The sequence below is a fragment of the Chitinophaga arvensicola genome (assembly GCF_900110835.1).
Taxonomy (GTDB): Bacteria; Bacteroidota; Bacteroidia; order Chitinophagales; family Chitinophagaceae; genus Chitinophaga; species Chitinophaga arvensicola.
Map to the genome: position 1 here is coordinate 3,030,804 of NZ_FOJG01000001.1, position 20,311 is coordinate 3,051,114.

Here is a 20,311-nt window from a genome sequence, read left to right on the forward strand (position 1 = left end):
TTACCATTATGCTTAGATATAACGTACTGGCATGTACGATCCTATTATTGCTCTCGTCCTGCCAGAAATATTTGGATGTGAAACCAAAGGGCAAATTGATTCCTACCAGCATCGCAGATTTTAATCATTTGCTGGATAATGAAGACATTGTCAGAAATCCTTTCCTGGATAACAATAGCGCATCGATGATCGCTTTCCTAACGGATAACCTGACCATTTCTGAGGCCATTGCCCAAACACAGTTCCTGTCTGGTGCGCAATCCCCTGGTCCATATTATGGATATATTTTCAGGGAGCCTTACCTGAACCCTAACCTGACAGATTATTTCTGGGAATGGGGTACCTACAGGTCTGTGAAATACTTCAACAATGTAATTGACGGAATAAAGGCGTTGCCCCAGGCAGCTAATGCAGCAGAAGCCAATGAGGTGCTGGCACAGGCATACACAGGCAGGGCCTGGATTTATTTCAATACAGCGCTTGTATATGGCCCGGTATATCATCCCGGGGGAGATAACAGTAAAAAAATAATACCCTATGTGGTGAGCAGCGATATTCAAACGCCCATGGTAAATTTGTCTTCCCAGGAAGAAGTGTTTGCAAAAGTACTCAGCGACCTGCATACCGCATTACCCGGCAGTCCGGAAGTGACCAGCTATCCTTCAAGGCCGAATAAAACCGCTACCCTGGCTATGCTGGCCTATTACCACCTTTTTACCCGGCAGTTCGACAGTGTGGCCTATTATGCCAACCAGGCCTGGATACTGGCCTCCGCCAAAGGGGTAGACCAGGTACTCTATGATTACAATACCCTATACTTTGCCAATCCCAGCCGGCCGCCGCAAAACGATATGGTGAAAAGTCCCGATGGTAAGCTCTCTGTGCCTGCCAGTAAAGAGATCCTGTTGTTTCGTTCCAGCGACCGGTTTATTGGTTATGATCAATCTGCCTATCCTTCCGCCGATTTCCTTGCCCTGTTCGACAGGAAAACAGACCTGCGTGCAAAGTTTTTTCTGATAGATGCACCCGGGTACCAGACTACTTACCAGGGAACAAATTATGATGATGGTATCAGAACACAGTATTACCGTGGTCAGAAAACAATGCTTACCTCCGGGTTTACTTATCCTGAACTGCTGCTCATGAGGGCGGAAGGATATGCCAGAACTAACCGGTTACAGGAAGCGATGAATGACCTCAACCTGTTGCGTAAATACCGTTATGTAACCGGTACGCCTGACTGGCAGATGCCGGGTTCACAGGAAGAGGTAATCAATCTTGTATTGCAGGAGCGACGCAGGGAATTGCCGCTGGGACATATCAAACGCTTCCTCGATCTTAAAAGATATGTATTGGATGCCGGCAAACCATGGAGCAAAAATAAGATCACGCATGTGGTGGGGCAACAAGTTTATAATGCAGATATCGACTCTCATTTTTTTCAATTTCCTATCTCTAACAATATTTTGAAATTCAATCCGCAATGGAATGTTCCATTGGAGCAGCGGATATATTGATCCGCTGAAAAATGACTTACTACAGTTAAATAATTCAAGATGATACGAAACCGATTTTTGTTCTTTTCATTCTTTTTATTGCTGGTGGGCCTGACTACCGCAGTGAAGTCGATGGACCGTGGCTATGTTATTAAAGGCCACATCACCGGTGTGCCGGATGGTGCCAGTGTAAAATTGAGCTATGCCGATTTTGCAACAGGTAATGAAGTATTGGGAAGCACTCATGTAAAAGAAGGAGCGTTTGAGTTAAAAGGGACTTTGTCTTCCCCCAGGTTATTGTCTTTGTTGATCACCGTCAAAGGACAGGAAGGAAAAGGAACCTGCTTTTTTGCAGAAAACGGAACGATAGCTATCAGCGGTGCGGTGGAAGATCTGCTGGATCAATCGGCCATGGCCAACCGGATGGGTACTGCTGCAAAAATAAAAGTGACAGGTTCCGCCAGCCACGATCTTTATCTCACCTATGTCGTTAAAAAAGCGCCGCTGGACCAGCAGATCAATACCCTGAGAACATTTGATCTTTATGTACCCGAGCCGGGAACACCTGTAAAAGACAGGATCCGTATCAGCAGTATCCTGGATTCCCTGATGGCTGAGAAAATAAAAGTGGGACTGGATTTTATCCTGAAAGCACCTCTTTCGGAAGTTAGTTGTTATGTGGGTTCCCAGACAATCAGTATCGTGGATATCCGTATAGCAGATGTCGATAAGATGATGCAACACCTCACCGCTGCCGCAGATGGTCCTTTAAAACAGCAGCTGTTAAAAGGTGCGGTTACTGCCCGCTTTTCAGCTGTAGGCGCATCTTTCAAAGACTTTGTATTACAGGATGTTAATGGGAAATCGTATCACCTGAAAGATCACCTGGGTAAAGGGAAATACGTATTGCTGGAATTCTGGGCCTCGTGGTGCGGGGTATGCAGAAAGAGTTTTCCTCACCTGAAAGAGTGCTATGAACTGTATCACCCGGCTGGCCTGGAGATAGTCGCCATCTCATTGGACGATAAGAAAGAAGCCTGGAAAGAGGCGATGGATAAGGATGGCACAACATCCTGGTTGCAGTTATCGGATTTACTTGGTTACAATAGCAGTATTGTAAAAGCATACGGTTTCAGTGGTGTGCCGGTAAGTATATTGTACGATCCGGAAGGAAAGGTGGTGACACGTAATTTCAGAGGCGCCTGGATGGAAAAGATATTGATCGGGCAGTTCGGGGATCGATTTACCACGCATCCTTAGCATAAATGGAGACTGATATTAAAAAGGCTGGTTCTGTCTGCAGGGCCAGCCTTTTTATACTATAGCCTCTATTATTTAATGGTACTATTACCTTGCCTTTAGCCGCTTGAGTTCCTATATTTGCATCGTAGCATTATTCAATCCCTATACAATTATCTATCATAACCCGTCAAGCAAATACTCAATCGTCAAATTATGAAGTACAGTTTATCCCTTGGCCTGCTCCTGTTCGGAGGGCTGCTGCAAGCACAGAACTATATCCCTCTCGATTCCGGGAAAGTAGGCATAGGTACCAAAACACCGGAAGCGCTGCTCCATGTATACAAAGGAAACGTCAGGGTCACTAATTCGGCCCCGTATCCCTATGGTATAGCAGTGGATATGGTCGGAAATATAGGCACCTGGGCCAGGGAATTTGGTATTTCCTATAATAACACCGGAAAATTGGCTGCCTTTGGCGTATATGCTTTTAACGGTACCATGAGTTATGCCTATATCGGAGGGAATACCGCAAAAGAGGTAATTTATGACACGCCCTGGATGGTGTTTAAACCGGATGGTAATATCGGAATCGGCACCCTCAGTACACCTACCCGGTTCTCTGTGAATGGTGGGTTTACCATGTATTCTCCGGTAACAACAACAGATCCCAGACCTCCCATATCTGCCGGTACCATTACAGGTGAAATAAGAGGTACCAGTCCGGCATGGTACGAAGGTGATAACGGTTTTCTCCGGCTTAGTGCTGGCGGTGGAACAGCAGCCGGCACAAAATCTTTTATTGACTTGTCAGGGTATTCCAATAATCAACCGGATCTGAATCAGAATATCGTGCTGGGAACTTCCGGCGTAGAAAAGATGCGTATTCTGTCCAATGGAAATGTAGGCATTGGCACTGCTACCCCTTCCGTTAAATTAGCGGTGAATGGAGATATTAAAGCCCGTCGTATAAAAATTACTGCTACCGAATGGCCGGACTATGTATTTAACACAAATTATCACCTGCCGGATTTACTGGAAGTGGCCCGCTTCATTGATCAGCATAAGCATCTGCCCGATGTTCCATCTGCCGGAGAAATAGAGAAAAATGGGGGAGTAGATATAGGAAACATAAGTGAAATAACGATCCGGAAAATCGAGGAACTGACCCTTTATATGATTGAACTTAAAAAGGAAAATATGCAGTTGAAAAAGCGGCTGGAACAGCTGGAAGCTAAACAGTAGATAAATGCAAAGCGCCCTGTACTGTAGCAGGGCGCTTTACGCATTTCTCAGGGCGGCCCACGCGCGTATGGTATTGAAAATTATTTACAACTTTGTCTGATAAATTATAGCCGGGAATTGCTCAATGGCTGAAATAATTCCTTTACATTTGTTTCAATCCACCTGCTACAGGTGGTTTTATTTGTTATGTGTCCTTTATATCCGATAAACACTCCCGGGAACAACCAAATGTAAAAATTATTTTATCTAAATTATTATTGTAAATAATTGGAAAGCAAGGATCTACATAATGAGAAACAGCTATTTCTCCTTATCGCCGACAGTAATGAAGAAGCGTTCGAGACGCTCTATCGAACCTTGTTTCCACGATTTTTGCCATATTTATATAAACTGTTGGGGTCGGATGTGGCTGTAGAGGAAGTGTTGCAGGACACGCTTATTAAATTCTGGCTTAGCCGGCATAAATTAACCGAAATCCTTCACCCTCATGCCTGGTTATTCCGGATCCTCGCTAATGAAGCCTTGCGATATCTTCGCCGGCAGAATGTTCAGTTGAAAGCTAAAGACAAATTTCAGGCACTCCAGGAAGATCTTAACGGCTCCGGTTCCAGTCAGACAGAATTAGATCTTTCCTTTCGGGAAACGCAACGCATTATCGGAAAAATTGTCGATGGACTTTCCCCCCGTCAAAAAATAATTTACAGATTAAGCCGGGAGCAAGGACTTAAAGTGCCGCAAATTGCGGAAGAGCTGAATGTTTCTTCCAATTATGTACAGAAAACCCTCTCATTAGCCCTTAAGATCATTCAGCAAAGACTCTTGGAGAAAGGAATCTTTATCCCCATCCTGCTATTGCTTTTTAAGAAATAAAATTTTTTTTCTACCGATGGGTAGAAAACCATTCTCCCAGGTGTCTATATTATATACGCACTTATGGACACTATCAGAATAGCTTATTTATTAACGCAGTTTACTGACAAAACTATCACTGCCGTGGAAATGGAGGAGCTGGAGCATTACCTTCAGGACGACAGATACGACGGGATACTGACAGATGAAATAGTTGGCCAGCTGATGAAAGTAGAGGCGTCTTTGGTAAATGCTGACCGCTTTAGCCATCTGGCCCAAAGGGCCATGCAGGTTGATAAGGTTTTCAAGAGCGATATCAATACAGAAACCAATGCTCCGATTCATTTTCTGCGCAGGTGGGGCTGGGCTGCCGCAGTGGCACTGCTATTGGGTACTGGCGCTTTCTTTTGGATAGCCGGTAGAAAGCATACAACGCCTGATGATATAGCAAAAGCGGAAATAAACATAGTGCCAGGCACCAACCGGGCAGTATTAACTGTGGGAAGTAATCAACCCATCACGCTCTCAAACAATAAAAAAGGAATAGCAGTTGGAACAGCTGTTACTTACAATGATGGGGAACGTATTGCGGATGCCGGTCAGGTGTTGCAGCTGGTTACGCCACGTGGTGGCCAGTATCAGGCGGTTCTTCCGGATGGAACAAAAGTGTGGTTAAACGCGGCATCATCTATCAGGTTTCCTACAAAGTTCGATGCCGGTAAGAGAGAGGTGCAGGTAACAGGAGAAGCGTATCTGGAAGTAGCGAAAAATGCGGCGTCTCCCTTTATTGTAAAGACAGGAAGCAGCACCATACAAGTGTTGGGAACAAGTTTTAATATAAGTGCCTATGAAGATGAAAGAGTGCAAAAGACGACGCTCATAAGCGGGTCTGTAAAGGTGATGATTGGTAACAGCGGTCCTTTTGACCAAAATGTTACGTTACAACCCGGGCAGCAAGCCATTGTATCTGACAATAAATCCATTGATGTAAAAAAAGGAATTGATACTACGCAGGATATCGCATGGAAGAATGGATATTTTAATTTTGAAAGTGTAGGCATGAATGAGGTCATCCGGCAAATTGAAAGATGGTATGATATCAAGATCCAATTTGAAGGTCAGGTCACTAAAGTAAAATTAAGCGGTGGAATGGACCGGGGAGTTAAATTATCAGGCCTTATCAGGTTTTTCAATAGTTATGGATTGCAAACCAGGCTGGATGGAAGAACGCTTTATATAAAAGAAAATTAGAAAAATATAGATCACGGATTAAACGTACCTCGTATCAAAAAAAGCCGGAAGTGCTAGAACACCGCCGGCTGGAAATTCGGGTAACGCAAAAAAGTCGTCGCTGACTGTTTATTACATCAACCAAACATTGCAAATGTATGCAAAAAAGTCCTTATTGCGGCTGTCAGGCTCATGGGAGCAATAGCCGTGTCATCCAAAACTTGTTAGTAATGAAGCTAACAATGCTTTTACTCACCGTTGGTTTTCTGAATGTTTCTGCCACCGCACTCTCACAGAATGTGTCCCTATCAGGCAAAAATCTGCCATTGGAAACAGTATTTAAAGAAGTAAAGCAGCAGACAGGCTTTATTTTTCTTTATCCTGAAATTGTGCTTAGTAAAGCGAAGCCGGTTGAAGTTCACGTCAGCAATATGCCGCTTAACACCTTCCTCGAGGTACTTTTCAAGGGGCAGCCGCTGACTTACTTCATCGAAAGCAAAACAATTAATGTAACACTTTTACCCGATGCCAGGGCTAACGACAGGCAGCCGGAATTATCACCGGGAACCAACTATTTATCAGACACACTTGTAAATGTTCAGGGACGTGTAAGTAATGATAAAGGGGAGTTCGTTGGCGGCATCCTGGTCTCTGTCAAACTGGGAAAGGCAGCAGCAGTAACAGACGATCAGGGATATTTCAACATCAGAAATATCAGCTCAAAATCGGTATTGGTTTTTATAGGATTTAATTATCAGGCAAAGGAGATACGTGTGCCACAAAATGGCTACGCCGCCGTTACATTAACCACCAAAGTATTACAGCTTGACAGTGTAGTAGTCCGTAACATCAACACCGGTTATCAGATCCTCAAAAAAGAAAGAGCTACCGGTTCCTTTGGCCAACCCAACATGGAGGTGTTTTCGCAACGGACAGGATCAATGGATGTGATGGCCCGGTTGGAAGGACTTGTTCCCGGTTTAACCGTCAATAGAGGACAGGTAACAAATTCAAATGGAAATGGGATTGCTACCCAATCGGTCGTTATTCGTGGTGCCAGCTCTATTCAGTTGGGAACGGAGCCGCTTTATGTGGTAAACGGCGTCGTTACCAATGATTTCGCTACGGTTAACCTGGATGATGTTACTGATATCACCGTTTTGAAAGATGCTGCTGCAGCAGCTATCTGGGGTGCAAGGGCTGCCAATGGCGTTGTTGTGGTAACTACCAGACAGGGCGCAAAAAATCAACGCCTTACGATCGGTTACAGCGGATTTGTCAATTTTCAGGGAAAGCCAGATTTTGACTACTTAAAGCGGCTTAACAGTGCACAATATATCCAGGCCGCCAAAGAAACATTTGATCCTAAAACTTATCCATGGGCCACCCTCTCCAGGCAGTCGGTAGCCCCTCACGATGTTATCCTTTATAATCAGTACCGGGGCCTGATTACAGCCGCACAAGCCAATAAAAGTCTTGATAGCCTGGCTGCAATAGACAACAGTGGACAGATCAGCGATCTGCTCTATAGAAATGCCATGACAACCAACCATACCATTTCAGCTTCGGGTGGTAACAATATCTATTCATTTTATGCTTCTCTGGGTTATACAAGTGTAGCAAGTAATACGCCGGGACAGAAAAATAATTCCTACCGGATCAATGTTACGCAAAACCTCCATCCTAATAAAAGGATCCAGGTAACCCTTAATACGCAAATGACGAATGTGATCACTAGTGGTAAGAACTATCCCGGTGTTACCAATACTTTTTTGCCTTACCAGCTTTTTAAAGGTCCGTCAGGTGAAAACCTGCCGATGTCCTACCTGCTGGGATTTTCGGATTCCCTCAGGCAGAATTATCAAGCCAGAAGCGCCACCAATCTCGATTATATTCCACTTGATGAGGTTAATTACAAGTATACCCAAAGCAATACACTTGCTTTTAATGTAACCGCTAATGTAGGTGTCAATATATGGAAAGGATTGAGTTTCCAGGGTACTTACGGTTTTATGAGAGAACCCGGCAACGTTACTTCTTACCAGGACAGCAAGACAAGAGAACAACGTAATACCTTGCTGAGCCTTACTGTAGCGCCAACTATCGGCTCCACACCTGTGTATTATTATCCCACAACAGGAGGCTTGTATACAAATTCATCCAATGACCAACGCAACTGGACAGTACGGAATCAACTGGTGTATGCGGCCAATCCCCGGAATGGAAAGGATGCTTTAAATATCCAGGTAGGGCAGGATGCTCAGGAATCTTTTGGCAGTCGGGCCACCACAACAATACCCGGCTATGATGCGGCACTCAATAGTTATCCTGCTATCGATTATGCCACCTTACGCAAAGGTGTTCCCGGAACGATCCTTGGCTTTGGAAGCTTAACTACACAACCGTACGTCTATATCCAGAATCAGAGCCGTTTCACTTCATATTTCGCACTGGCCAGTTATTCCTACCAGCAGAAATACAGCCTGGATTTGAGTTGGCGCCAGGATCACAGCAATCTTTTCGGGCATGACGAATCTACACAGAACAAACCTATCTGGAGTGTAGGTGGTAAATGGCAGATAGGCAAAGAGTCATTCATGAAACGCACCAATAACTGGCAGAATATGCTGGCCCTGCGCGCTACATATGGTATTACCGGAAATTCTCCTTATGTGGGGGCAGCTTCGCTTTTCGACATTCTCCGGGTAGTAGATGCCAATCAGCAAATCGGGGCGGTTGCCGGTAATGCGCTTTCAATCAGTCAGCCCGCTAATACTACGCTGAGTTGGGAAATTACTCATACCACTAATCTCGGACTCGACTTCTCGTTGTTAAAAGACCGGATCTCCGGTAGCTTAGATGTTTATAACAAGATGACTACCGGCCTGATAGGAAATGTAACGCTGAATCCCTTTTCCGGTTTCGCTTCTCAAACAGGCAACATAGGAGAGTTAAGTAATAAGGGAATTGAACTGGCTTTAAAGACAGTAAACATAAAATTGCGTGACTTTTCCTGGTCTACCAACATCGCCTTTAGTTATAACAAAAATAAATTGCTGTCGTATGTAGACGTCAATCCGCAGTTTTTTAACGCCAATTCAAAAATTACATCTTCCTACCAGGTGGGCTATTCACTGGGGCCTCTCTTCGCGTATCGCTATGCCGGACTGGATAATATGGGTGATCCGCAGATTTATATAAAAGATCATGCGGTAAGCAAAGCACTCGATGCTGCTACTCCTGATGATGTAGCGTATATGGGTACTATGCGTCCTACCTTTAATGGTGGTTTGTCGAACACTTTTTCCTATAGGGGAATATCGTTGTCCGTGAACATGATCTATAGCCTGGGCAACGTGATGCGTCGCGAAATGAATCAATTCTATACCGGACGTATGTGGAGTTCGACCGCTTTCAACGGCCCCACTATCAGTCCCGAATTTTTAGATAGATGGAAACAACCGGGTGATGAACAAAAAACCAATGTGCCTTCTTATGTAGCAGGATCCGCCAGTTCCAGCAGAAGAAGCGTAGGCTATTATGTTTATGGTGACCTTAATGTAGTTAGCGCGGACTATGCCAAAATACGTGATATCACGCTGGGATACGATCTGCCGGCTTATTTGCTGCAAAGAATAAAGATCCGCAACATCAGGGTATATGCGCAGGCAACTAACTTTTTAGTATGGACAGCCAATTCCGACCACGCCGATCCGGAATATTCCAGTATACAAAATGGCGGCCGGACACTTCCTCCGTTTAAGCACAGTTTTAGTCTTGGTACCAATATTACTTTTTGAGTCCTGTAAAAATAAAATCGAATGCGTACAAAATATATAGGCAGTATTCTGGGGATTATATCACTGATATCTCTGAGTGCTTGTAAAAAAGACTTTTTGAACATCGTTCCATTAGGATCACAAGTGGCATCAACTACCAACGACTATGACCAATTGATGAATGATCCGTCGCTCTATTATTTTAATGCTGGCGGTGGTTGGCAGGAACTGGTCTTGATGGGAGATGAAGTAGGAGCAGATGCGACTTATTTTAATCAGGGATCAGCGCAAATGATCAATGCATTTCAATGGAAGGACGATATTTTTTTACCGACTGATGGAATGCCCGTGGACTGCCGGTTACAGCTCAGCAGTCTCTATCAGTGCAACAAAGTTATTGCAGAAGTGGCTTCTTCAACCGGGGGAACTGACTTGCTCAAGGCACAGGTTAAAGCAGAAGCGATGGCTACACGTGCCTGGATCAATTTTGAGTTTATTAATTTTTATGCAAAACCATATCTGGCATCTACGGCTGCTACAGACCCGGGCTGGCCAATCATAGATCAGGCTAACGTATCTATTTCCAATTATCAGCGGGCGTCTGTGCAGGCCGTATATGATTTTATGATTAAGGATCTTACCAGCGCTATTGCTGATCTGCCGGTAAAGGCAAAAATACTTACGCGCATGTCCCGTCCGGCTGCAGAAGGCCTGTTAGGAAAAATATATATGTTTATGGGCCGCTATAATGATGCCGTTCCATTATTCAATGCTGCGCTTGCCGACGTGAAAGCTGCAGGTGTGCCCGTGTTATATGATTACAATACCACACTGGCGCCCGGTGGGCCTTTCCTGCCAATAGATCCTTCTTACGGCCCTAAATCACCCGGACAAATTTATACCGATATCACAGAATCAGTCGTTTCCAAGATTTTTAATAATGGGCCTTACAGTCCGTTTTCCAGCAATCCTTTGGGAAGTAGTGGTTTGGTGCTGGCTCCATGGGCTGCGGCATTGTACACTCCCGCTGATTTACGTCTTAAACTCTATTCGGATAAAAACCTGGATGGCTCGGCTATTGGCGGCGGACGATTACGAAAATATGGTGTACAATGGTCGCGTTGCGGTTTGCAACTGGCAGATCTCTATCTGCTCAGTGCAGAATGCAAAGCCCGCCTGAACGATCTGGATGGCGCAAAAAAAGATGTAGAAAGTCTTCGTATGCGTCGGATGCCTATGCCGGATGCAGCAGTGCCGGTTAATATCGCTTCCAGTCAGACAGCATTAATCAAATTCGTCATTGAGGAACGTATCCGCGAGTTTGCCATGGAAGGCGCCCGCTGGTTTGATATGCGCAGATTGTCTGTAGATCCGTTGTTTGCAGGTACTGCATTTAAACACGTGTTATATGACAATGATGCGGGCAATACTACTACTTACACAATGAATCAACCCAATCGTTTAACATTAAGAATTCCTCCTGCTGTAATTGGTCTTAATCCGGGAATGGCCAATAATCAATAATAAAAATTAACAATAAATAATATGAGAACGTATTTTTTGTGTCTCCTGCTGGCAGCGGGATGTTATTTCCATGTGTCTGCTCAAAGCACTGGCCGTCTTCAAATAGATAAGCAACATCCTGCACCGAACCAGGAAATTACATTGCGCTATAACTCAGATATCGCTGTGCCGGCGGGCAAAGAGCTGCACGCACGGGTCGGTTTTTATAATCAGCTCAAATATCCCAGGGCCCGGGATATAACGATGAAACTATCCGGCAATGCTTATACCGCTACGATAAGCGTGCCGGAAGGTGCAGTAGTAATGGGTGTTGCTATTGGTATGGATACGATAATAGATGCCAACAAGGGAAAAGGCTTCCTGTTTGACGTATATAGTAATGACAAAGCAGTGGCCAATATCCCCGGCATCCGATCATTTATTTATACTTATGGTGATGAAGTGTTTGGTATCAAACCCGATCCCAAAGCGGCATTATCATGGGTGAATTTGCAAAGGCAGGCCTATCCCGCTACTAAAAGCGACTACGATAATATTTACTACACCTGCCTCGTAAAGAATCCCGGTAAAGAGCATCGAAAGATATTGGATGCAGAGATAAAAAGGTTATTGAATAGTGACAAAGAAGCTGACTTTAAAAAAGCAGTTGATATCTATGGCTATCAAAAGAATAGAAAAAAAGTGGATAGCCTTTTTCAATTACTGTTGAAGCGGTTCCCTACCGGTTTGGCTGCGAGAGGCCAAGCCGCCGGAGAGATATTTATTATAAAAACGGCTGCTGAAATGCAGCAGGCATATGAGCAATTCTGCAAGCAATTTCCTCCATCCCTGTATCATGAAGAGCCCATACAATATGATTATATCAGGATTGGTATTGCTCAACGATATGCCCGTGAAAAGGATTCTTTGCACGCAGCAGCATTCGCCGATAGCGTCCAGACTCCTTATTTAAAGCCAACGACATACAATAATGTTGCGCAGGAGCTGTTCAGAGCAGGCTTACTGGAAACAGCAAAAGTGCTTTTCCAAAAAGCATTTTCAGGTTATGATGAATATCTGTCTGCAAAAAAGAACGACGAAAACGCTGAAAAAGCCCTGAAAACTTATGTAGAAAGTTATTGTAATTATGCGATCATCCTGTATGAGCAAAAAAATTACGAACAGGCATTAAAATATATCACTATCGCCTACCAGCATTTGAACAACGCGGTAGCGCTCAATTATTATTATGCAAAAATATTAAAGGCAAATGGTAAACCGGCAGATGCCCTGCACATCATGGATGGTATCATGCGCACCGGAAATGCAGATTCTACTATGGTCGCAGCGTTTAAAACACTTTACCTGGAACAGCATGGTGCACAGGCCGATTTCAATAAATATATGGCCACTATACAGGAAGAAGTAGTTAAAAAGCACCGGGAAGATATCGTGAAACAAATGATTGACCGCCCGGCCAAATCTTTTACCCTGACGGATTTAGATGGTAAAAAAGTATCCCTGGCCGACTTGAAAAATAAGGTAGTCGTATTGGATTTCTGGGCTACCTGGTGCGGCCCTTGTAAGAAATCGTTGCCAGCTATGGCCATGACGCAGAAAAAGTATAGCAATGATCCTGGTGTGAAATTCCTTTTTATTCATACATGGGAACAATCCAATACGCCGGTACAGGATGCAAAATCGTATATCGACAGCCAGCAGTATGACTTTGAAGTATTGATGGACCTCAAAGATCCTGTTACCAAAAAGAACAAAGTGGTGGAGAGTTACGGCGTAACATCGATACCTGCGAAATTTATTATCGATCCTAAAGGAATTATTCGCTTCCAGCTGACAGGTTTTAGTGGAGATACCAGTGAAGCAGTACAGGAGTTGTCTACCATGATAGACCTTGCCAGGGAAGAGGGAAAAAGAAATTAATTAAAGTGAGAAAGGTTGTAGTAAGTAACTACAGCCTTTCTGGTGCTTATAAAAATCTGTCATGATGGGGCAACTATTTTAGTTGTCCCTTTTTGATATTTACCTTACTGTAAGGTAGTAGCAGGAATATTCATTTTACAGTCCTTTTTATTACACCGCAAGGATCGCCACGTTCGTCGCTGTTGACCAACATTTATAGTTTAATAATAATTTTTCCAAAATGCTTTCCATCTTTAAGATAAGTAAAGGCGTCCTTGGCTTCCTTAAAATCATAAATTTTATGGATCACCGGGTGAATGTTATTTCCTACTAAAGCATTGTTCATCCTTTCAAACATTGCTTTAGACCCAACTTCAATACCCTGCAACTTAATTTGTTTACTCATTATCGGACTTGTACTAATCTCTCCGCTTAATCCGCCAATAAGACCAATAATTGAAATAGTAGCATCATATGTGGCAACGTCAACAGATCTGTTGATATTGTTGCCACCCACTACTTCTACTACGTGATTTACACCATGGCCATTGGTAATATCTTTTACCTGTTTTTCCCAATCGGGATGTTCATTATAATTGATGAGATGATGCGCCCCTAATTTACCGGCCAGCTGCAGCTTTTCATTGCTACCGGATAATAGAATCACCTTAGCTCCGGCCATTAATGCGAATTGCAGTGAAAACAGTGATACGCCTCCTGTACCTTGAATTAATACTGTACTATCAGGTGTAATATTCCCCCTTTCAATTATCCCGTTCCACGCGGTCAGGCCGGCACAGGGCAATGTGGCACCTTCTTCATCAGACAGGAAAGCGGGTATTTGTATCAATTCATGCTGATCAAATATGGCATACTCCTGTAATAAGCCATCCCGCGAACCGCCTCCAAGCGGATTTAATAGTTTTTCAGCACTCAATTTTCCATCGATCCAATTAGGTAGAAAAAGCCCGGCCACCCTGTCGTTTAATGATAATGTTGTAACAGCGCTACCTTTATCAACAATATACCCTACACCATCAGATACAGGAACTCTGCCAACCGGAGGTTTCCATCGGCCGAAACCGGTAACTACTAATAGATCCCGGTAATTTAGGGATACTGCACTGATTTTAACAAGCACTTCATTGGGGAGAAGTTCGCGGATGCTTTGCTCTTTCAGCGCCAGGGAGGGGATACTGTAATCCGCTGTAATTTGGTAACTTTTCATATTGTTATTACTTTTATTTTATACAAAGAAATGTTTGGTTCAAACAGCCGGTGATTCATAAACCAGCACCACTATGACCTTACAGCATGTAAATTTAGATCAAAAATGATCCGTGGGTTACTACGGTGCTAATTATGAGACACTCATAAAAAAATGAGTATGCGCCAGAAAAAACAAAATTCTACCAATACGCTTAACGAACATTTCCTGGAAGAAAGATGTACGCTGAATAAGGTTTTAAAAATTATCGGCAAACGATGGATCACAGAAATATTAATCCTCATTGAAAAAGATGTATATCGGTTTTCCCAACTGAAAGAATGTTTGAGTGGTATATCAGATAATGTATTATCAACAGCGTTGAATGAGCTGGTAGAAAGAAAATTGATCAGAAAGGAAATCTACAATCAGGTACCCCTGAAAGTTGAATATCAGATTACAGATACCGGGCTGGAAATGCTTACAGTATTACATAGTTTATGTGCATGGGGGAAAAAACATATTCCGTACGATGTCCGGATGACTCCTGGTGTGGCAAAAAAAGCAGGGATATAACAATTTTCATTAAAAGTGAATCGCGCTATATTGTCTAAATCCTTCTGTGTGCCTGCAGCCTGTTAAGCTGATATCCATTCCGGAGACGGGATTGTCTCAAAATAAAAAAGGACAAACCGAAGTTTGTCCTTTTTGTGCCCAGAACTGGATTCGAACCAGCACATCCTTGCGAACGCTGCGACCTGAACACAGTGCGTCTACCAATTTCGCCATCTGGGCATCGCATGTCCCCGTTAAGGGATTGCAAAAGTAAGCACTTTTTTAAATTCACCAAATTTTTTTTCCGCAGACAAAAAAATAGCGCCTGATGAATACTCATCAGGCGCTATCCGGAACAAAAAATTTATACCGCTACATTGAACTCACGCAGGGTGTCGTTCAGGCTGGTTTTCAGATCTGTAGAGGCTTTACGCTGACCAATGATCAGTGCGCAGGAAACCTGGTATTCACCGGCAGGGAATTTCTTGGTATAAGTACCAGGAATGACCACGCTGCGGGCTGGTACACGGCCTTTGTATTCAATAGGCTCGCTGCCGCTTACGTCAATGATCTTGGTAGACTGCGTCAGTACTACGTTTGCACCGAGTACCGCTTCTTTTTCCACAATCACACCTTCTACTACGATACAACGGGAACCTACAAAGCAACCATCTTCAATGATCACCGGACTTGCCTGTAATGGCTCCAGTACACCACCAATACCAACACCACCGCTCAGGTGAACGTGTTTGCCGATCTGTGCGCAGGATCCTACAGTAGCCCAGGTATCTACCATGGTGCCTTCGTCTACGAATGCGCCGATGTTAACATAAGAAGGCATCAGGATGCAACCTTTGGCGATGTAAGCGCCATAGCGGGCTACCGCGTGTGGTACTACTCTTACACCCAGCTCTTTATAGTTCGACTTCAATCTCATTTTATCATAGAACTCAAACGGAGGTACCTCCATTGTTTCCATGGGCTGAATGGAGAAGTACAGTAAAATAGCCTGTTTCACCCACTCATTCACCTGCCAGCCATTTTCTGTTGGCGTCGCAACTCTCAGATGTCCTTTGTCTACTGCTTCTATCACCGCTTTTACTGCATCTGTGTACTGAGTCTCCTGTAAGAGGCTGCGATCAGCCCAGGCAGCCAGTATTTGTTGTTGTAATTCCATTTTTTTATTTTTTGCAAACATAATACGTAGAAAATAAAATTACGAATTACACGGGGGGATTTCCGGAAATCTTATCAGATATACGTAATTCGCCATCCGTAATCCTTAATTTTGCCTTTTGTCTGAATAGCATTGTATGAAAATAGGATTCGACGCCAAGCGCGCGTTCCAGAACAATACCGGCCTGGGAAATTACAGCCGTACGCTGATATCATCGCTGGTAAAGGATTTTCCGGAAGATGACTATTACCTGTTTGCACCAAAGCAAACAGCGATGTACGATCTGAGCGATATGCCCGGTTTACACGTTATATTGCCGGAAAAGCCGCTGCATCGCTGGTTTAAATCTGCCTGGCGCAGCCGCTTTGTGGTAAAGGACCTGCTACGCTATGGGATCGGTATCTACCATGGCCTCAGCCATGAACTGCCGTTTGGGATTCATAAAAGCGGCGTGAAATCGGTCGTTACCATGCATGATCTTATTTTTGAAAGATACCCGGAGCAATACAATCCCATTGATGTGATCACCTACCGGCGGAAGGCGCGCTACGCCTGCCTGCATGCGGACAGGGTAGTGGCCATCAGCGAGCAGACAAAGCAGGACCTGATCACTTATTACCATACGCCCGCCAATAAAATTGATGTGGTGTACCAGAGTTGTGATCCTTCCTTCGCGGTTACTTACCCGGATGATGAGATCGCTGAACTGGGCGCCAGGTACCGGTTACCATCGCAATACTTCCTGTATGTAGGATCCCTGATTGAAAGAAAGAACCTGCTGGGCATTGTAACGGCCATGAATACACTGAAAGGAACGCTGGACCTGCCGTTGGTCGTATTGGGCAATGGCAGCGGGTATAAGAAGAAAGTAAAAGCTTACCTGGCGGCAAACGGTCTCACTACACAGGTAATTTTCCTCAATGAGCAGGTACGTTTGCAGAACAGTGAGTTGCCGCTCCTTTACCAGGGCGCCGTGGCCTTGATCTATCCCTCTGTCTTCGAGGGCTTTGGTATCCCGATCCTGGAAGCGTTGTGGAGCCGTACACCTGTTATTACCTCCCACGGATCCTGTTTTGCAGAAACAGCGGGAGATGCCGCCATTTACGTAGATCCATTGAATCCGGCCACCATCGCCGATGCCATGAGGCGCATAGTGGACAATCCTTCGCTGGTAAAGCAGTTGCAGGAAAAAGGATGGCAGCATGCGCAACAGTTTACACCTGAGAAATGCGCAGCCGCCATGAGAAAAGTATATGAACAATTAAATAAGCCATCATAAATGTTTGAAGATGATATCAGCGCAGCCATGCCGGTGCTGCGAAACGGAGGCCTGATCCTTTATCCTACAGATACAATCTGGGGCATCGGCTGCGATGCAACCGATGAAGCGGCCGTACAGAAAGTATTTGCACTGAAAAAACGCAGCGAAAGCAAAAGCCTGGTGATCCTGCTGGCAGAAGTAAAAGACCTGCTGCAATATGTGGCCAATCCCCGGCCCGATATGGCCGACATAATCGCCGGTTTTACCCGGCCCACCACAGTGATCTATGAAGGCGCACTGGGGTTAGCCCCCAATGTGATCAGTGAAGATGGCAGTGTGGCTATCCGGATTGTAAAAGATCCTTTCTGCCGTCATCTCATAAAAAGACTCCGTAAACCCCTGGTATCCACCTCCGCCAACATCAGCGGAGCGCCTTCCCCGGCCAGCTTCAGCGAGGTAGCTGCCGATATCCGGAATGGCGTGGATTATGTAGTGAAATACCGCCAGGAAGATACCGCTGCAAGCGCCGCATCCAGGATTATCAGGATAAACAAAGACGGTTCTATCGCGATAATCCGGGATTAAAATCGTTTATTTATTACATTTGCGCCCTGGTTTTCAGCGAAAGGAATAAAATTAACTGGAATATATTACTATGATCAGCAGCAAACCGTTAGACATACCCTGCTCCCTGCAGGAAAGAAAAGTGCTGGAAAAGATAGCATTAGCCGCCCAGGAACTGGGCGTACCTGCCTATCTGATCGGTGGCTTTGTGCGGGATAAACTGTTGGGACGGAAAACAAAAGACATGGACGTTGTTTGCGTTGGCGATGGTATCGCCCTCGCGCACAAAGTCGCAGATAGCTTAGGCAACAACCTCCCCGTTAACTTCTTCAAAACATACGGCACCGCCCAGGTGAAATGGAATGAACTGGAAATAGAATTTGTAGGCGCCCGTAAAGAAAGCTACCGGGAAGCTTCCAGGAATCCGGAAGTATCTGCCGGCACCCTGCAGGACGACCAGAACCGCCGCGATTTTACCATCAACGCTATGGCCATCAGCCTGAAAGATATCGATTATGGCTCCCTCCTCGATCCATTCGACGGACTGGGAGATCTTGATAAGAAAATGATCCGTACGCCCCTGGCGCCGGCACAGACTTTCAGCGATGATCCCCTGCGCATGATGCGCGCCATCCGCTTTGCCTCACAACTGCAGTTTACCATCGAGGAAAGCGCCTTTGCTGCGATACAGGAAAATGCAGAACGCATCCGCATTATCTCCCAGGAAAGGATCTCCGATGAGTTCAATAAAATAATGCTCTCGCCGAAACCCTCGGTAGGACTGGATCTCCTGTATAAATCCGGCCTGCTCAAAATTATTTTCCCCCAGATGATCGATATGGTGGGAGTAGAGATGTATGAGGGAAAAGGTCATAAAGATAATTTTTATCATACCTTGCAGGTAGTAGACAATATATCCGAAAATACCCGCGATCTTTGGTTACGCTGGGCCGCACTGTTACACGATATCGGAAAACCGGCCACCAAAAAATTTGAACCAGGCCATGGTTGGACCTTTCACGGCCACGATGCAGTAGGCGGCAAAATGGTGCCCCGTATCTTCACCAGGATGAAATTACCATTGAGTGATAAAATGAAATTGGTAAAAAAACTGGTAGAACTACACCTGCGGCCCATCAGCCTCACCAAAGAAAATATAACAGACTCGGCTATCCGAAGATTGCTGTTTGATGCCGGTGATGATATAGAAGGACTGATGATGCTGTGTGAAGCGGATATTACCTCAAAAAATAAGTCGAAGGTTAAACGCTACCTGGAAAATTTTGAATTGGTCCGCAAACGCTTGAAAGAAGTGGAAGAGAGCGACCGGATCCGCAACTGGCAACCACCTGTTACCGGCGAAATGATCATGGAAACATTCGGGCTGAAACCAGGCAGGATAGTAGGCGACCTGAAAAGCGCCATCAGAGAAGCCATCCTGGATGGTGAAATCCCAAATACCTACGAAGCGGCATACGCATTTTTATTGGAAAAAGCTGGCGCATTGAATCTAAGCCCGGTTAAATAAAATTGGTAATTTTACAATACCATAATAATTTTTACTAGCATTCAGGATCCACCGCTAAAGGCGGAGAGTTTAATCATTAAATAACTTATAACCTTTTTTGTCATGCCGGTTTTGAAATTCAGAGTTTACTGGGAAGAAGATGAAAGTGTCTACAGAGACATTGCCATTAAGCCGAATCAGACGTTCTTATTATTTCACCAAGCAATTTTGCAAGCATTCGAATTTGATTCAAAACATAAAGCTACCTTTTTCCGTAGCAACGATAACTGGCAACGTGGCCGGGAAATCATCCTGGAAGCAGATAACCAGCCCCGCAAAGCGGAGCCCCTGCTGATGGCGGATACAATGATTGCCGCTGCGGTTAAAGATCCTAATCAGAAATTCATTTATCTCTACGATTTCGCCAAAAACTGGTCGTTTCTCGTAGAACTTATCGGCGTTTCCAAAGACGAAAACAGTAAAATTACCTATCCTGCCTGCGTACGCAAGGAAGGCCTGGCCCCCAGCCAATACGGCACCAAAGGCCTGGTAGGCGATAAACTCGTGGAAATGGAAGAAAAATACGACCTCAACAAAGAAGGCATGGACGCTGATGGCTTCGGCGAAGAAGGCGAAGAAAGCGACGCCCTCGGCGGCGACGGAGGCGAAGAATTCGGATCAGAAGAAGAAAACAATTTTTAAAATATTTCCCATCAGTCAATTTAGGGATCTGTCTATTTTTTGCAGAGAAGAACTGTTCCATGGATGAAACAGCCCGT

Annotated in this window: 15 protein-coding genes and 1 tRNA gene; 13 read left to right on the forward strand and 3 right to left on the reverse strand. The window is 44.6% G+C overall.

What is annotated here, in order from left to right; genetic code table 11:
• The first annotated feature begins 8 nt into the window (after window positions 1–8).
• The 8 genes from BMW79_RS12595 to BMW79_RS34385 all read left to right on the forward strand — a co-directional run bounded on the left by BMW79_RS12595 (window position 9) and on the right by BMW79_RS34385 (window position 13,282).
• The gene (locus BMW79_RS12595; RefSeq protein ID WP_089895200.1) at window positions 9–1,517 is read left to right on the forward strand and encodes a RagB/SusD family nutrient uptake outer membrane protein; all 1,509 of its coding nucleotides are present in this window, start codon (window positions 9–11) and stop codon (window positions 1,515–1,517) included.
• A gap of 39 nt (window positions 1,518–1,556) precedes the next feature.
• Window positions 1,557–2,756, forward strand: coding sequence for a TlpA disulfide reductase family protein (locus BMW79_RS12600; RefSeq protein WP_089895202.1), 1,200 nt, complete (start codon window positions 1,557–1,559; stop codon window positions 2,754–2,756).
• Window positions 2,757–2,951: 195 nt separating this feature from the next.
• Window positions 2,952–3,980 carry a hypothetical protein gene (locus BMW79_RS12605; protein WP_089895204.1) on the forward strand — a complete coding sequence of 343 codons (1,029 nt, stop codon included), beginning with the start codon at window positions 2,952–2,954 and terminating at the stop codon, window positions 3,978–3,980.
• A gap of 267 nt (window positions 3,981–4,247) precedes the next feature.
• Window positions 4,248–4,850, forward strand: coding sequence for an RNA polymerase sigma factor (locus BMW79_RS12610; RefSeq protein ID WP_089895206.1), 603 nt, complete (start codon window positions 4,248–4,250; stop codon window positions 4,848–4,850).
• Window positions 4,851–4,913: 63 nt separating this feature from the next.
• Window positions 4,914–6,080 (forward strand): FecR family protein, encoded by a 1,167-nt coding sequence (locus BMW79_RS12615; RefSeq protein WP_089895208.1) that lies wholly within the window; start codon window positions 4,914–4,916, stop codon window positions 6,078–6,080.
• Window positions 6,081–6,289: 209 nt separating this feature from the next.
• Window positions 6,290–9,859 carry a SusC/RagA family TonB-linked outer membrane protein gene (locus BMW79_RS12620; RefSeq protein WP_177192145.1) on the forward strand — a complete coding sequence of 1,190 codons (3,570 nt, stop codon included), beginning with the start codon at window positions 6,290–6,292 and terminating at the stop codon, window positions 9,857–9,859.
• Window positions 9,860–9,880: 21 nt separating this feature from the next.
• Entirely contained in the window at window positions 9,881–11,362 is a 1,482-nt protein-coding gene (locus BMW79_RS12625) for a RagB/SusD family nutrient uptake outer membrane protein (RefSeq protein ID WP_245752476.1), read from the forward strand.
• A gap of 1,440 nt (window positions 11,363–12,802) precedes the next feature.
• On the forward strand, window positions 12,803–13,282 hold the full coding sequence (locus tag BMW79_RS34385) for a TlpA disulfide reductase family protein (protein ID WP_407641627.1): 480 nt from the start codon (window positions 12,803–12,805) through the stop codon (window positions 13,280–13,282).
• 193 nt (window positions 13,283–13,475) lie between these two features.
• Here BMW79_RS34385 and BMW79_RS12635 read toward each other — a convergent pair whose 3' ends face one another.
• Window positions 13,476–14,489, reverse strand: coding sequence for a zinc-dependent alcohol dehydrogenase family protein (locus BMW79_RS12635; RefSeq protein WP_089895214.1), 1,014 nt, complete (start codon window positions 14,487–14,489; stop codon window positions 13,476–13,478).
• A 159-nt stretch (window positions 14,490–14,648) separates the two neighbouring features.
• Here BMW79_RS12635 and BMW79_RS12640 point away from each other — a divergent pair, with 159 nt between their 5' ends.
• Entirely contained in the window at window positions 14,649–15,044 is a 396-nt protein-coding gene (locus BMW79_RS12640; RefSeq protein ID WP_177192146.1) for a winged helix-turn-helix transcriptional regulator, read from the forward strand.
• Window positions 15,045–15,179: 135 nt separating this feature from the next.
• On the opposite strand, the gene BMW79_RS12645 is transcribed toward BMW79_RS12640, so the two are convergent.
• Window positions 15,180–15,263, reverse strand: a tRNA-Leu gene (locus tag BMW79_RS12645).
• Between the two features lie 124 nt (window positions 15,264–15,387).
• Window positions 15,388–16,200 (reverse strand): 2,3,4,5-tetrahydropyridine-2,6-dicarboxylate N-succinyltransferase, encoded by an 813-nt coding sequence (locus BMW79_RS12650; RefSeq protein ID WP_089896879.1) that lies wholly within the window; start codon window positions 16,198–16,200, stop codon window positions 15,388–15,390.
• Between the two features lie 136 nt (window positions 16,201–16,336).
• Here BMW79_RS12650 and BMW79_RS12655 point away from each other — a divergent pair, with 136 nt between their 5' ends.
• The 4 genes from BMW79_RS12655 (at window position 16,337) to BMW79_RS12670 (ending at window position 20,234) form a co-directional block, all read left to right on the forward strand.
• On the forward strand, window positions 16,337–17,479 hold the full coding sequence (locus tag BMW79_RS12655) for a glycosyltransferase family 4 protein (protein WP_089895218.1): 1,143 nt from the start codon (window positions 16,337–16,339) through the stop codon (window positions 17,477–17,479).
• Window positions 17,480–18,046, forward strand: coding sequence for an L-threonylcarbamoyladenylate synthase (locus BMW79_RS12660; RefSeq protein ID WP_089895220.1), 567 nt, complete (start codon window positions 17,480–17,482; stop codon window positions 18,044–18,046).
• Window positions 18,047–18,116: 70 nt separating this feature from the next.
• Entirely contained in the window at window positions 18,117–19,553 is a 1,437-nt protein-coding gene (locus BMW79_RS12665; protein WP_089895222.1) for a CCA tRNA nucleotidyltransferase, read from the forward strand.
• Window positions 19,554–19,655: 102 nt separating this feature from the next.
• Window positions 19,656–20,234: an IS1096 element passenger TnpR family protein gene (locus BMW79_RS12670; protein WP_089895224.1), complete on the forward strand. Its 579-nt coding sequence runs from the start codon at window positions 19,656–19,658 to the stop codon at window positions 20,232–20,234.
• The last annotated feature ends 77 nt before the right edge of the window (window positions 20,235–20,311 follow it).

What these genes read in the sequence shown, in the direction of transcription:
- BMW79_RS12595 (WP_089895200.1), top strand. Translation starts at nt 9, where the DNA reads ATGCTTAGATATAACGTACTGGCATGTACGATCCTATTATTGCTCTCG.
- BMW79_RS12600 (WP_089895202.1), top strand. Translation starts at nt 1,557, where the DNA reads ATGATACGAAACCGATTTTTGTTCTTTTCATTCTTTTTATTGCTGGTG.
- BMW79_RS12605 (WP_089895204.1), top strand. Translation starts at nt 2,952, where the DNA reads ATGAAGTACAGTTTATCCCTTGGCCTGCTCCTGTTCGGAGGGCTGCTG.
- BMW79_RS12615 (WP_089895208.1), top strand. Translation starts at nt 4,914, where the DNA reads ATGGACACTATCAGAATAGCTTATTTATTAACGCAGTTTACTGACAAA.
- BMW79_RS12620 (WP_177192145.1), top strand. Translation starts at nt 6,290, where the DNA reads ATGAAGCTAACAATGCTTTTACTCACCGTTGGTTTTCTGAATGTTTCT.
- BMW79_RS12625 (WP_245752476.1), top strand. Translation starts at nt 9,881, where the DNA reads ATGCGTACAAAATATATAGGCAGTATTCTGGGGATTATATCACTGATA.
- BMW79_RS34385 (WP_407641627.1), top strand. Translation starts at nt 12,803, where the DNA reads ATGATTGACCGCCCGGCCAAATCTTTTACCCTGACGGATTTAGATGGT.
- BMW79_RS12635 (WP_089895214.1), bottom strand. Translation starts at nt 14,489, where the DNA reads ATGAAAAGTTACCAAATTACAGCGGATTACAGTATCCCCTCCCTGGCG.
- BMW79_RS12640 (WP_177192146.1), top strand. Translation starts at nt 14,649, where the DNA reads ATGCGCCAGAAAAAACAAAATTCTACCAATACGCTTAACGAACATTTC.
- BMW79_RS12650 (WP_089896879.1), bottom strand. Translation starts at nt 16,200, where the DNA reads ATGGAATTACAACAACAAATACTGGCTGCCTGGGCTGATCGCAGCCTC.
- BMW79_RS12655 (WP_089895218.1), top strand. Translation starts at nt 16,337, where the DNA reads ATGAAAATAGGATTCGACGCCAAGCGCGCGTTCCAGAACAATACCGGC.
- BMW79_RS12660 (WP_089895220.1), top strand. Translation starts at nt 17,480, where the DNA reads ATGTTTGAAGATGATATCAGCGCAGCCATGCCGGTGCTGCGAAACGGA.
- BMW79_RS12665 (WP_089895222.1), top strand. Translation starts at nt 18,117, where the DNA reads ATGATCAGCAGCAAACCGTTAGACATACCCTGCTCCCTGCAGGAAAGA.
- BMW79_RS12670 (WP_089895224.1), top strand. Translation starts at nt 19,656, where the DNA reads ATGCCGGTTTTGAAATTCAGAGTTTACTGGGAAGAAGATGAAAGTGTC.